The following is a 12,057-nucleotide window of genomic DNA, read 5'->3' as shown; positions in this document are numbered from 1 at the left end:
GGGTGACGCGGGTGGTGCGGGTGGTGCCCGGTGCGGTGGTGGCGGAGGCGGGGGTGCCTGGTCCGCCGGGCGGGGCCGGGTCGTGCCGTGGGTGCGTCAGGCGGTCGTGCGGTAACGGGTGAAGACGCCGGTCCCCGCGGCGTCCGTCCCGGGCGGGGCGGCGGCGAACAGGCCGAGCAGGGCCCCGGTCCAGCCCCAGGGCGCCGCGGCGAACACCTGGCCGGAGGGCCAAAGCCCGGTCCCGTCGCCGGTGTCTGCGAGGAAACGGCACCGGGCGCCCGGGGACACCTCGACGCGCAGCCGGGCCCGTCCACCGGGCGCGTCCCTCGCGTGCGCGGCGTCGCGCTCCGGGGTGGCGGTGTCCTCGGCGAACCGGTGGACGAGGCGGACGCGGCCGTCGCCGTCCCGCTCCAGACCGATCCAGGCGTACGCCTCGCCGACGACCGCGAGGCCGGCCCGGGCGCCCGCCGCGGCCGCGTCGAGGCGGAGGTCCACCTCGGCGGTGAAGGTCTCGGCGGGCATCCGCTGGGTCAGCAGGTGGGCCAGCGAGCGCAGGTCGTCGACGTGGCCGGTGCGGACGCAGGTCAGCCGCAGCCCGTCGCCGTCGTGCGCGGTCGTCCACCCCTGTCCCGGGTTGGCCGCCCACTGCCACTGGAGGCCGAACCGGCCGCCCGCGAAGTCGTCGTCGGTGGCGGGCGCGGCCGTCGGCTGCGGCGGCCCCTGCGGCTTGCGGTGCACGGCGACGGGCGTGCCGTCGTCGCCCAGCACGGGCCAGGGCAGCCCCTGTTCGTCGGTGGTCCAGCGCATCGGCTGCAGGTGGACGACCCGGCCGTGCGCGCCGCGGGACTGGAAGTGCAGGAACCAGTCCTCGCCCTGCGGGGTACGCACCCAGCCGCCCTGGTGGGGGCCGTTGACGTCGGTGCCGCCCTGCTCCAGGACGACCTTCTCCTCGTACGGTCCGAGGAAGGACCGCGCGCGGAAGGCGCCCTGCCAGCCGGTCCCGACCGATCCGGCGGGGGCGAGGATCCAGAACCAGCCGTCGTGCCGGTAGAGCTTGGGGCCCTCCAGGGTGAACCAGCCGGGCAGCAGGTCTCCGTCGACCAGGAGCGCGCCCTCGTCGAGGAGGGTGAGGCCGTCGGGGCTCATCCGGTGGCCGGTGAGACGGTTCTTCACCCCGGCGCGGGACCTGGCCCAGCCGTGCACCAGGTAGGCCTCGCCGGTCTCCTCGTCCCACAGCGGGCAGGCGTCGATCAGCCCCTTGCCCGGCTTCAGCAGGTGCGGGGCGCTCCAAGGGCCGTCGATGTCTGGCGCGTTGACCTGGAAGACGCCCTGGTCGGGGTCGCCCCAGAAGATCCAGAAGCGGCCCGCGTGGTGCCGCAGCGCCGGGGCCCACACGCCGCGGTCCGGGCGGGGCACGGCGAAGTCCTCGTGCGGCGTGAGCCTTTCGAGTGCGTGGCCGACGAGGGTCCAGTTGACCAGGTCGCGGGAGTGCAGCAGGGGAAGGCCGGGGACGCGGCCGAAGCTGGAGGCGGTGAGGTAGTAGTCGTCGCCCACGCGGATCACGTCGGGGTCGGACCAGTCCGCGTTCAGGACCGGGTTGCGGTAGGAGCCGTCGCCGAGGTCGGCGGTCCACGGCCGGTTCGGTGCGGGGGCGTTCACTCCGCCGTCGCCTCCTTCGCGAGCTCCGCGAGGTCGCCGGCCGCGCCCCGGTCGAGGCGGCCGTCGGCGACGACGGTGACCACCCTGCGGGCGAGGGTCTGCCCGGCCGAGAGGGCGACCGGGTGCGACCAGGCCAGGGACGAGCCGACGCCCGGGTACTCGGCGGTCCGCACGAACCAGGGGTCACGGCGGGTGGCCTCGTCCGCACCGGCGAGGATGAGGGTCCAGCCGTCACCGGCGAGGGCGAGCCAGTCGGCGCACCGGCCGTGCACGGCCTCCTCGCCGTCGGCGTCCGCGGTGAAGGCGGCGGGGGCGCCGGCCTCCTTGGGGGCGCGCCAGAAGAAGCCTCCGTAGCCCGCGCCGGGGCGGCCGTTGGTGGCGGGGCTGCCGATGGTGACGGGCCCGCCCGCGGGGGTGAGCGCGAAGGTCAGGCCCAGCGCCCAGGCGCGGTCGGCGAGCGCGGTGGCCGTGACCGTGCGCCGCTCACGCAGCAGCACGGCGCCGCCGGCCTCCCAGACCAGGTCCTCCTCGATGCGGCCGTCGTCCTTGCGGCGCCAGCCCGTGTGCCGCTGGACGCCGTGGTTGTCGAGCAGCACCGGACCGCGGTCGCGGACGAAGGTGCGTCCGCCCCAGAAGCTGCGGCCGTCGACGTCGGGCACGGCCACGCCCGCGCCGAGGTGGTGCAGGTGGTCGGGGGGCAGTTCCTCGGTGACCACGACGCCGGCGAGGGTGGTCACCGGGTGGAGGTAGGGGCGGGGCGACAGCCGCGGGTCCAGGTCCGGGCGGACCAGGTAGCGGGCGACCCTCCGCCCGGCGCAGCGGAGGTCGGCGAGGACCTCCACGGCGGGGACGTCCCGGGGCGCGGTCATGAGGTCCTCGTTCCGGCGGAGGCGGCCGGTGCCGCCCAGGGTTCGGCGCCGGTCTCGGAGAACAGGCGCAGGGTGTCGGCGCAGGCGGCGACCAGGCCGTCGACGCCGGGGACCACGCGTCGCGGTGCGGGGGTGTCGTGCGCGGTGCGCCAGGCGTCCGGCGGCAGCGGGAGGGGCTCGGGGGCGGTGCGGACCGCTTCGAGGACGCGCATGAAGGCGCCGGAGCGGGCGGGCGGGGCGAGCACCTCCGTGCCGTCCGCGAGGTGGTCGAGGAGGTTCTCCAGCAGGTCCGTGCGGCCGTGGACGTGCTCCTCGGGACCGTGTCCGGCGCGCTGCAGGAGCACCCGGTCCTCCTTGTACCAGAAGGTGATCCGGCCGCTCTCGCCGTGCACAAGGACGTACGGTTCGCCGGCCCGCTCCGCGCACAGCGTCGCGGCGACGACGACGTCCGTCCCGCGCGTGGTGGTGACGCGGACGCAGGAGGTGTCGTCGGCCTCGATGTCGTTGGCGCGCAGCAGTTCCGTCTCGATGCCGGTGACGTCCTCGGCGCGTTCGGCGTCCGCGAGGGCGAGGGCGGTGGAGACGGCGTGGGCCAGCGGGTTGGTGAGCACGCCGTCGACGACGTCGACGGAGCCGAGGCGGCGCCGGCCGGCCCAGGGGGCGCGGGCCCAGTAGGCGCTGTCGCGTACCCAGGCACCGGCCGCGGCGACGCCCTTGACCCGGCCGATCGCGCCGGAGGAGATCAGCTCACGGACGGCGGGCACGGCGTGCGAGCCGAGGGTCTGGAAGCCGATCTGGCAGACGGTGCCCGCCTCGCGCACCGCGTCCTCGACCCGCCGGTGGGCGGCCCAGGAGGCGGCGGGCGGCTTCTCCAGAAGCAGGTGCACCCCGCGCGCGGCGGCGGCGGTGGCGAGGTCGGCGTGCGTCTGCAGCGGGGTGCAGACGACGGCGGCGCGGGCGCCGGTGGCCTCCAGCAGGGCCGCGAAGTCGGCCGACTGCTCGGGCGGCGACGCGAAGCCGGCCAGCTCGGCGCCGGTGAGCGGGGTGAGGTCGCAGATTCCGGCCAGCCGCACCCGTCCGGCGCCCTCCAGGCGGCGGATGTTGTCCAGGTGCCGGCGGCCGTGGCCGCGCGCCCCGGCGAGCACCAGGGGAAGGGGCGGCGGGGTCGGGTGCGGGGCGCTCATGGTGCGGGCCTCCTCGGGCGTACGCACGGACGGTGAAGGGGGGCGGGGCGGCGCGGGGTGGCGGCGGGTCAGCCCTTGACCGCGCCCGCGCTGAAGCCGGTGATCAGCCATTTCTGGATGAAGGCGAAGACGATGACGACGGGGACGGCGGCGATCACTCCGCCGGCGGCGAGTGCGCCGAGGTCCACGCTGTCGGCGCCGATCAGGGTGTTGAGGCCGACCGGGATCGTCTGCTTGTCCTGCTCGCTCAGGAACATCAGCGCGAACAGGAAGTGGTTCCAGCTGTGCACGAAGGCGAAGGACCCGACCGCGATCAGCCCCGGCCTCAGCAGCGGCAGGACGACGGCGCGGAAGGCCCGCAGCCGTGAGCAGCCGTCGACCCAGGCGGCCTCCTCCAGGGAGACCGGCACGTTCTTGATGAAGCCGCTGATCAGGATGATCGACAGCGGGAGCTGGAAGACCGTCTCGGCGATGATCACGCTCTCCAGCGAGTTGATCATCCGGAGGTTGCGGAAGATCTCGAAGAGCGGGACCAGCATGAGCGCGCCCGGGATGAACTGCGAGCACAGCAGCGCGAGCATGAAGGCGTTCTTCACCCGGAAGTCGAACCGGGCCAGCGCGTAGCCGCCGGAGAGGGCGATCACGGTGGTGGTGACCAGGGTGGCCAGGCCGACCAGCATGCTGTTCTGGAAGAAGACGCCGAAGCTGCGCTCGTTCCAGACCTTCTCGAAGTGCTCGAAGGTGACCGGCCAGGGCACCAGCGAGGTCGATCCGGCGGGCCGCAGCGCGAAGAGCAGCATCCAGTAGAACGGCACCAGGGTGAAGAGCAGGTAGAGCCCGAGCGGCAGGTAGATCTGCCAGCGCGGCACCTCGTCGAAGGCGCGGGTGCGCCGGCGGCGGCGCGGGGCCTGCGGGGTCACGGGGGTGCCGGCCGGGGGCGCCGTGCGGCGGTCGCCCGTCTCGGCGAGTGCGGCGGTCACCGGGAGTCGCCTCCGAACTTGCTCAGACGCAGGTAGAGGATGGAGCAGAACAGGAGGATCACGAAGGCCACGGTGGTCAGCGCGGAGGCGTACCCGAAGTCGTGGCCCTCGATGCCCGTGTTGGCGACGTACAGCGGGAGCGTGGTGGTGACGCCCGCGGGCCCGCCGCCGGTCAGGGTGTAGAGCAGGTCGACGTTGTTGAACTCCCACACGGCGCGCAGCAGCGTGGAGAGGATGATCGCGTCCTTCAGGTGCGGCAGCGTGATGTGGACGAACTGCCGCAGCCGGCCGGCGCCGTCGACGGACGCCGCCTCGTAGAGATCCTTGGGCACGGACTGCAGGTCGGCGAGGATGAGGATCGCGAAGAACGGCACCCCGCGCCAGAGTTCGGTGACGACCACCGCCCAGAAGACGGTGTCGGTGTCGGACAGCACGGAGGTGCCGTAGCTGCCGACGCCCGCGTCCGCCAGGTAGCGGCTCACCCCGGTCGAGGGGTTGTAGAGCAGCATCCAGATGGTGGTGGTCAGCACGCCGGAGACGGCCCACGGGGAGAAGACCATGGCGCGGGCGACGGCGCGTCCGACGAACGTCTGGTTGACCAGCAGGGCCAGCCCCAGGCCGAGGAGGAGCTGCAGCGAGACCTCGGTGACGACCCATTTGGCGCTGAACACCAGGGAGTCGCGGAAGAGCGGGTCGTCGGTGAAGACGCGGGTGAAGTTGTCGAAGCCCGCGAAGCCGTCGCGCCAGGGCTTGGTGACGTTGTAGTGCTGCAGGCTGTAGTAGAAGACGCTGAGCACCGGGTAGGCGATGAAGCCCAGCATGAGCAGCCCGGCGGGGGCGATCAGCAGGTAGGGCAGGCGGCGCGGAGTGCTGCTGCCGGTCCCGCGTCGTCGTCCGGGCGCGCCCCGGGACGTCCTGCCCGGTGTCTTCGCCGCGGTGGCGGCGGGGGCTGCTGGGGCCATGACCTCTGTCTCCGTTTCGTTCACGGTGGTGCGTGTCGTACGGGGAGCCGGGCCCGGTCCGGGTGTCCGGAGGGCGGCGGAGGGGCCGACGGGGGCGGCAGAAAGCGCTTGCTCCACGGCGTGCGGTGGTCCGCGCGGAAGCGCACGCGGTGGGGGTGGTGCGCCGCCGGCCGGGGCGCGGGGCACGGCCGGCCGGCGGCGGTTCAGCCGGCGTAGGGTTCGGGCACCTTTCCCGGGCGGGCCAGGAAGGCGAAGTCGCAGCCGGTGTCGGCCTGGGTGATCTGCTCCTGGTAGAGCGCGCCGTAGCCGCGTTCCCACCGCTGCTCCGGCGCCGTCCAGGCGGCGCGGCGGCGCTCCAGTTCGGCCTCGTCGACCTCCAGGCGCAGGGTGCGGGCCGGGACGTCGAGGGTGATGAGGTCGCCGGTGCGCACCAGGGCCAGCGGGCCGCCGACGTACGACTCGGGCGCCACGTGCAGGACGCACGCGCCGTAACTGGTGCCGCTCATCCGGGCATCGGAGATGCGCACCATGTCCCGCACGCCCTCCTTGAGGAGGTACTCGGGGATCGGCAGCATGCCGTACTCCGGCATGCCGGGCCCGCCCCGCGGTCCGGCGTTGCGCAGCACCAGGACGTGGTCGGCGGTGATGCCGAGCGCCGGGTCGTCGATGGTGCGCTGGAGGGTGCGGTAGTCGTCGAAGACGACGGCCGGTCCGGTGTGCCGCAGCAGGTGGGGCTCGGCGGCGATGTGCTTGATCACCGCGCCGTCGGGGCAGAGGTTGCCGCGCAGGACGGCCACGCCGCCCTCGTCGGCCAGCGGCCGCTCGCGCGGGCGGATGACCTCGTCGTCGTGGACGAGGGCGCCCTCGAGCTGGGCGCGCAGCGTGGGGTGGGCGGCGGTGGGGCGGTCCAGGTGCAGCACGTCGGTGAGGCGGGTGAGGAAGCCGGGCAGGCCGCCCGCGAAGTGGAAGTCCTCCATGAGGTACGCGCCGCCGGGCCGCAGGTTGGCGAGGACCGGCACCGTGCGGGCGATGCGGTCGAAGTCGTCGAGGGTGAGTGTGACGCCGGAGCGGCCGGCCATGGCGATCAGGTGGATGACCGCGTTGGTGGAGCCGCCGAGCGCGAGGACGGTGGCGACCGCGTCCTCGTACGCCTCGCGGGTGAGGATCTTCGACGGGGTGACGTCCTGCCACACCATGCCGACGATGCGGGCGCCGGCGGCCGCGGCCATCCGCTCGTGGCCCGAGTCCACGGCGGGGATGGACGAGGCGCCGGGCATCGTCATGCCGAGCACCTCGGCGGCGGCGGTGAGCGTGGAGGCGGTGCCCATGGTCATGCAGTGGCCGGGCGAGCGGGCCAGGCCGTTCTCCAGCTCGCCGAGTTCGCCGTCGCCGATCTCACCGGTGCGCCGCTGGTCCCAGTACTTCCACATGTCGGTGCCGCTGCCGAGGACTTCCTTGCGCCAGTGGCCCGGCAGCATGGGGCCGGCCGGCACGAACACGGCGGGCAGGCCGGCGCTGGCGGCGCCCATCAGCAGGGCGGGCGTGGTCTTGTCGCAGCCGCCGAGGAGCACGGCGCCGTCCACCGGGTAGGAGCGCAGCAGTTCTTCGGTCTCCATGGCGAGGAGGTTGCGGTAGAGCATGGGGGTCGGCTTCTGGAAGGTCTCCGAGAGCGTGGAGACCGGGAACTCCAGCGGGAAGCCGCCTGCCTGCCACACCCCGCGCTTGACCGCCTGGGCGCGTTCGCGCAGGTGGACGTGGCAGGGGTTGATGTCGGACCAGGTGTTGAGGATCGCGACGACGGGCTTGCCGAGGTGCTCCTCGGGCAGGTAGCCGAGCTGGCGGGTGCGGGCGCGGTGGCTGAAGGTGCGCAGTCCCGCCGAGACGGAGTCGCCGTACCAGCGGTGGCTGCGCAGGTCCTGCGGACGCAGGGCGGCGGGACGCGGGGTCCCGGTGCGCGAGGTCTCGGGGCGCGGGGTCCCGGGGCGCGGGGTCTCGGGGCGGTCGGTCATATCCCCCACCCCTTCAGCAGGGCGGCGACCGCGGCGCGGCGTTCCTCGGTGATCTCGTGGCTCGGCGGGCGGACGTCGCGCCGGCACAGGCCCAGCGCGGCGAGGGCCTCCTTGACCACGCTCACGTTGTCCGCGGACTGCCGGTCCGCGCGCAGTTCCTCGAACGGCCGGACCCGCTCCCACACCTCCATGGCGGCCGGCAGGTCGCCGCCGCGCAGCGCCTCCAGCATCGCGAGGGACAGCGTCGGGGCGACGTTGACCAGCCCCGAGGTGAATCCGGTGGCGCCGCCCGCCCAGTAGGCCGGGGCGTACAGCTCGGCGAGGCCCGCGACCCACACGAAGCGCTCCAGGCCCGCGTCGCGGGCGAAGGCGGCGAAGTGGGCGGCGTCCGGCACCGCGTACTTCACGCCGACCACGTTGGGGCAGCGCTCGCCCAGTTCGGCGAGGGCCCCGCCGTCCAGGTGCGGGTTGCGGATGTAGGGCACCACGCCCAGTTCCGGCACGGCATCGGCGACGGCGCGGTGGTAGGCGATCCAGCCGTCGCGGGAGACGTAGGGGTGGACGGGCTGGTGGACCATGACCATCCGGGCGCCCGCCCCGCGGGCGTGGACGGCGGCGGCCACGGCTGCCGGCACGTCGTGGCCGACGCCGACGACGATCGTCGCCCGGTCCCCCGCCTCCTCGATCGTCACCTCGGTGACGGTGCGCCGCTCCTGGGGGGTCAGCGTGTAGAACTCCCCGGTGTTGCCGTTCGGGGTGAGGGTGCGCACGCCCGCGTCCAGCAGGCGGCGCAGCAGCACCCGGTGCGCGGCGAGGTCCAGACCGCCGTCGGCGTCGAACGGCGTCGCGGGGATCGCGACGACGTCGGCCAGTGCTGCCCTGAGAGGAGTGTGGTCCGCGTGCGCCATCGAGGCCGCCCTTTCATCTCCGTGACGATGTCCCTGCACCTGCACCTGCTCGGTCCGGCCGGTCGCTCTCACACGGCGTCCTCCTGCGCGGGGAACGCCCGATGGACGAACGAGGCGATGTGGTCGTGCAGGGCGCGGGCCGCCCCGTCCGCGTCGCCGGCCCGGGCCAGCCGCAGGATCTCCCGGTGCTCGGTGGCCTCCCGCTCCCAGGAGGGGATGGCGCCCCACACCACCGCGGAGACGAGCGCGGCCTGGTCGCGGACCTCGTCGAGCATCCGGGAGAGCAGCGGGTTGCCGCACGGCACGTACAGGGCGCGGTGGAACTCCCGGTTGGCGAGGCTGCGTTCGGCGTTGTCCTCGGCCTCGTCGGCCCGCACCAGCGCGTCCGCCGCGACGTCCAGGGAAGCCTGGCGGGCGATGGTGCGCCGCAGCGCCTCCGGCTCGAGCAGCAGGCGGACGTCGTACACCTGGTGGGCCATGGCCGCGTCCACCTCGCGCACGGTGACGCCCTTGTACTGGCTCATCACCACGAGCCCGGTGCCCGCCAGCGTCTTCAGCGCCTCGCGCACCGGTGTCTTGGACACCCCGAACCGCGCGGCGAGCTCGGTCTCCACCAGCGCCTGACCGGGCACGAGCTGTCCGGTCAGGATGCCGTGCTTGATCGCGTCCAGCACGTACTGGGTGCGCGAGGGGATGGGAGCGGGGGCGGCGAAGGCCATGGGGTCTCTTTCATATCCGACGTATCGCGTCTCATATATGACGTACGAAGTACGACGCGACGAAGCTAGGGCCGTGGCGGTGTTTCGTCAACGCTTCCGACGAGGAAATCCCTTGTTTCCGGGGGAAGTTGTGCGGCGCGGGGTGCCCGTAGGATGCCGGGATGCAGCAGTCGGCATGGAAGGACCCACGCGTACTGGTCGCCGTGTGGGCGGTGTTGTGCGGGGCGAGTCTCGTCGCCACCCTCGTGCTCGAGGCCTCCCCGGCACCTGCCCCGGCGCCCGCCTCGCGGGAGCCCGGGGGACCTCCCGGCGCCGAGTGCGCCGCGTACGTCGCGGAGGCCGGGAGGCAGCCGGCCGAGGCCGGGCGGGAGGGCCGGGAGGGCGGCGTCCTGCTCTTCCCGCGGCCCGGGGTCGGGGGCGAGAACTGCCGCGACGCGGTCCGTGCCCACGTCGCCGGCGGCCGGTGACCGACGGCGAGGGAGCCGACGGGCGCCAGGGCTCCGGGGGCGGCGGACCGGCCCCCGGAGCCCTGGCCCCGGCGACGTGCGCGGGGGCGGTCAGCCGAGTTCGGCGAGCTGTTCCGTGACGGCGCGCAGGTCCGTGTCGGAGGCGAGACCCGCGTGGTAGAGCCGCAGTTCCGTGGCGCCCAGTGAGGCGGCGTGGGCGGCGTCCGCGGCGAGGGTGCCCGGGCTGCCGCCCATGCCGGAGACCACCGTGAGGTTGGCCGCCAGCACGGCGCCCTCACGCCGGTGGGGGGCGAAGGGGCCGAGGACCGCTTCGCGGGCCGCGGCGCCCCCGGTGCACGGCAGGACGACACCGTCCGCGAGGCCCAGCACGTGCCCCGCGTCGACCCCCGCGTTGGCCCCGCAGCGGTACGGCGCCGGGTCGGCGTGCAGCAGGACCCGGAAGCCGGGCGGCGCGGCGGCCCGGACGGCCCGGACGGTGGCTTCCTGCAGTGCGCGCGCGGCCTGGACCCGCCAGGCGAGGGTCGCCGCGGCCGGGCCGGAGCCGAGCAGCCGCTCCACGGCCGCCCACCCGGTGGCCTCCGAACCGCCCACCGCCCACACGGGTTCCAGCGCGCGCCGCACGTGCGCGGCCAGCTCACGGGCGTCCCACCCCTGGCCGGCGTACCCGTCACGGCAGTCGGCGCAGAAGCACAGCGACATCAGGTACTGGGTCGCGTCGCCCAGCACCACCCCGCCGACCTTGTCGTGGGCGTGCAGGTGCGCGAAGCCGTACCAGCCGCAGGACTCCAGCTCGGTGCCCGCCGCACCGGGGCGGACGGCCGCCTCGGCGGCGAGCGCGGTGAGGTACTCCCGCACCGCGGGACGGGCGATGCACGGCGCCCACGGGTAGCGGTCGCCGTAGGCGTTGACCACGCAGGTGTCCGGATGCTCGGCGCCCAGGCGGGAGTTGTGGGCGAGCACCACCCAGCTGTGCACCTCGAGGCCCGCGCCGGCGAGCGTCTCGGCGGCCTGCCCGAAGGGGTCCTCACCGGCCGGCGCCCAGTCGCCCGCGGGGTGGGGCCGCAGTGCGCGGCCCTCCCAGCGTCCGGCGTCGGGCGGGTAGAGCACGGCGGCGTGCTCCGCGGTGACGATCCGGTGGACGGGGTGCCGGGGCGTCACCGCGCGCGTGGAGTGGTAGGCGGAGGCGAGGGTCACCTGCCGCACGCCGAGGGCGGCGGTGCGGGCGGCGGCCTCCTTGTCGCCGACGACGTCCCAGGGGTACAGGAAGGCGGAGGCCCTCACGCCGCGCCCCCTTCGCCCAGCAGCGCGTACCCGCGCTCGATGATGCGGCCGAGCTCCTCGATGTGCGCGGCAGCCGGTTCGCTCAGCGGCGGACGCACCTCGCCGACCTTCCCGCCGCGCAGCCGCACGCCCGCCTTGACCAGCGAGACCGCGTAGCCGCGTCCCCGGGAGCGCAGTTCGACCAGGGGGCGGTAGAAGCCGTCGACGAGGCGGTCGGCGGTCGCGTCGTCGCCGGTGGCGAGCGCCCGGTGGAAGGCGACGGCGACCTCCGGGGCGAAGCAGAAGGCCGCGGAGGAGTAGAGCGTGACGCCGACGCCCCGGTAGGCGAGCGCGGTGAGCTCGGCCGTGGGGAGTCCGTTGAAGTAGAGGAAGTCCGTGCCGGGCAGTTCGGTGCGCACGGCGCTGACGATCCGCTGCACGAGGTCGAGGTCGCCGAGGCCGTCCTTCAGGCCGACGATCCGCGGGTGGCGGGCCAGCCGGGCCACCGTGCCGGGGGCGAACACGGCGTTGTCGCGCTGGTAGACGACGACGTCGAGTCCGGTGGCGTCCGCGAGGGCGGTGTAGTGCGCCAGCAGCCCCTCCTGATCGGCGACGACCAGGTACGGGGGCATGGCCAGCAGCCCGTCGGCGCCCGCCTCCTCGGCGGCGCGGGCGTACTGGACCGCCAGTGCGGTGCCGTAACCGGCGCCCGCGAAGACCGGCACCCGCCCCGCGGCCTCGGCGACCGCCGCGGCGACGCAGCGCCGGAACTCCTCGAGCGTGAGGGCGTGGAACTCGCCGGTGCCGCAGCACGCGAAGACGGCCGCGGCACCGGCGTCGATGCCGTCGCGCACGTGCGCGCGGAACGCGTCGGTGTCGACGGACCCGTCGGACCCGTACGCGGTGACGGGGAAGAACAGCACGCCGTCGAGCCGGGCGCTGAGCGGAGGTGGGGTGGTGGTCACGGGACTCCCTGGACTACGGACGGCGACGCGCCGGCGTGCAGGTGAAGCGCGTACGTGCGGCGGTGTACATGAATC

At 74.6% G+C, this 12,057-nt stretch carries 11 protein-coding genes; 1 reads left to right on the top strand and 10 read right to left on the bottom strand.

The genetic code is table 11. The features are described from left to right. Positions 1–96 precede the first annotated feature (96 nt). From Sfr03f_RS04600 to Sfr03f_RS04565, 8 genes are all read right to left on the bottom strand, one after another. On the bottom strand, positions 97–1,659 hold the full coding sequence (locus tag Sfr03f_RS04600) for a glycoside hydrolase family 43 protein (protein WP_108952394.1): 1,563 nt from the start codon (positions 1,657–1,659) through the stop codon (positions 97–99). Next, positions 1,656–2,528, bottom strand: coding sequence for a DUF6807 domain-containing protein (locus Sfr03f_RS04595; RefSeq protein ID WP_108952393.1), 873 nt, complete (start codon positions 2,526–2,528; stop codon positions 1,656–1,658). The genes Sfr03f_RS04600 and Sfr03f_RS04595 overlap by 4 nt, the downstream gene beginning before the upstream one ends. Beyond that, positions 2,525–3,712 (bottom strand): Gfo/Idh/MocA family protein, encoded by a 1,188-nt coding sequence (locus Sfr03f_RS04590; protein ID WP_108952392.1) that lies wholly within the window; start codon positions 3,710–3,712, stop codon positions 2,525–2,527. Before Sfr03f_RS04590 ends, Sfr03f_RS04595 begins: the two co-directional genes overlap by 4 nt. A 68-nt stretch (positions 3,713–3,780) precedes the next feature. Further along, positions 3,781–4,692, bottom strand: a complete 912-nt coding sequence (locus Sfr03f_RS04585) for a carbohydrate ABC transporter permease (protein ID WP_108952391.1) — start codon at positions 4,690–4,692, stop codon at positions 3,781–3,783. Next, positions 4,689–5,654 carry a carbohydrate ABC transporter permease gene (locus Sfr03f_RS04580; RefSeq protein WP_108952390.1) on the bottom strand — a complete coding sequence of 322 codons (966 nt, stop codon included), beginning with the start codon at positions 5,652–5,654 and terminating at the stop codon, positions 4,689–4,691. Before Sfr03f_RS04580 ends, Sfr03f_RS04585 begins: the two co-directional genes overlap by 4 nt. Before the next feature lie 203 nt (positions 5,655–5,857). Beyond that, positions 5,858–7,663, bottom strand: coding sequence for an L-arabinonate dehydratase (gene araD, locus Sfr03f_RS04575; RefSeq protein WP_108952389.1), 1,806 nt, complete (start codon positions 7,661–7,663; stop codon positions 5,858–5,860). Beyond that, positions 7,660–8,571, bottom strand: coding sequence for a dihydrodipicolinate synthase family protein (locus tag Sfr03f_RS04570; protein ID WP_108952388.1), 912 nt, complete (start codon positions 8,569–8,571; stop codon positions 7,660–7,662). The genes araD and Sfr03f_RS04570 overlap by 4 nt, the downstream gene beginning before the upstream one ends. 68 nt (positions 8,572–8,639) lie before the next feature. Beyond that, positions 8,640–9,290 (bottom strand): GntR family transcriptional regulator, encoded by a 651-nt coding sequence (locus tag Sfr03f_RS04565; RefSeq protein ID WP_108952387.1) that lies wholly within the window; start codon positions 9,288–9,290, stop codon positions 8,640–8,642. A gap of 161 nt (positions 9,291–9,451) precedes the next feature. Here Sfr03f_RS04565 and Sfr03f_RS04560 point away from each other — a divergent pair, with 161 nt between their 5' ends. After that, complete coding sequence (locus tag Sfr03f_RS04560; protein WP_108952386.1) at positions 9,452–9,757, top strand: hypothetical protein; 306 nt, start codon at positions 9,452–9,454, stop codon at positions 9,755–9,757. Positions 9,758–9,847: 90 nt separating this feature from the next. On the opposite strand, the gene Sfr03f_RS04555 is transcribed toward Sfr03f_RS04560, so the two are convergent. Continuing rightward, positions 9,848–11,038, bottom strand: a complete 1,191-nt coding sequence (locus Sfr03f_RS04555) for an alpha-amylase family protein (RefSeq protein ID WP_108952385.1) — start codon at positions 11,036–11,038, stop codon at positions 9,848–9,850. Further along, positions 11,035–11,982: a 5-dehydro-4-deoxyglucarate dehydratase gene (locus tag Sfr03f_RS04550; RefSeq protein ID WP_108952384.1), complete on the bottom strand. Its 948-nt coding sequence runs from the start codon at positions 11,980–11,982 to the stop codon at positions 11,035–11,037. The genes Sfr03f_RS04555 and Sfr03f_RS04550 overlap by 4 nt, the downstream gene beginning before the upstream one ends. Between the last annotated feature and the right edge of the window lie 75 nt (positions 11,983–12,057).

This window comes from Streptomyces fragilis (assembly GCF_003112515.1).
GTDB lineage: Bacteria > Actinomycetota > Actinomycetes > Streptomycetales > Streptomycetaceae > Streptomyces > Streptomyces fragilis.
Note: the sequence above shows the minus strand (reverse complement) of the source record. Positions and strands in the feature narration are given on the sequence as shown.

Excerpts from the sequence above, each read along its gene's own strand:
- Sfr03f_RS04595 (WP_108952393.1), bottom strand. The coding sequence starts at position 2,528 with ATGACCGCGCCCCGGGACGTCCCCGCCGTGGAGGTCCTCGCCGACCTC.
- Sfr03f_RS04590 (WP_108952392.1), bottom strand. The coding sequence starts at position 3,712 with ATGAGCGCCCCGCACCCGACCCCGCCGCCCCTTCCCCTGGTGCTCGCC.
- Sfr03f_RS04580 (WP_108952390.1), bottom strand. The coding sequence starts at position 5,654 with ATGGCCCCAGCAGCCCCCGCCGCCACCGCGGCGAAGACACCGGGCAGG.
- araD (WP_108952389.1), bottom strand. The coding sequence starts at position 7,663 with ATGACCGACCGCCCCGAGACCCCGCGCCCCGGGACCCCGCGCCCCGAG.
- Sfr03f_RS04570 (WP_108952388.1), bottom strand. The coding sequence starts at position 8,571 with ATGGCGCACGCGGACCACACTCCTCTCAGGGCAGCACTGGCCGACGTC.
- Sfr03f_RS04565 (WP_108952387.1), bottom strand. The coding sequence starts at position 9,290 with ATGGCCTTCGCCGCCCCCGCTCCCATCCCCTCGCGCACCCAGTACGTG.
- Sfr03f_RS04560 (WP_108952386.1), top strand. The coding sequence starts at position 9,452 with ATGCAGCAGTCGGCATGGAAGGACCCACGCGTACTGGTCGCCGTGTGG.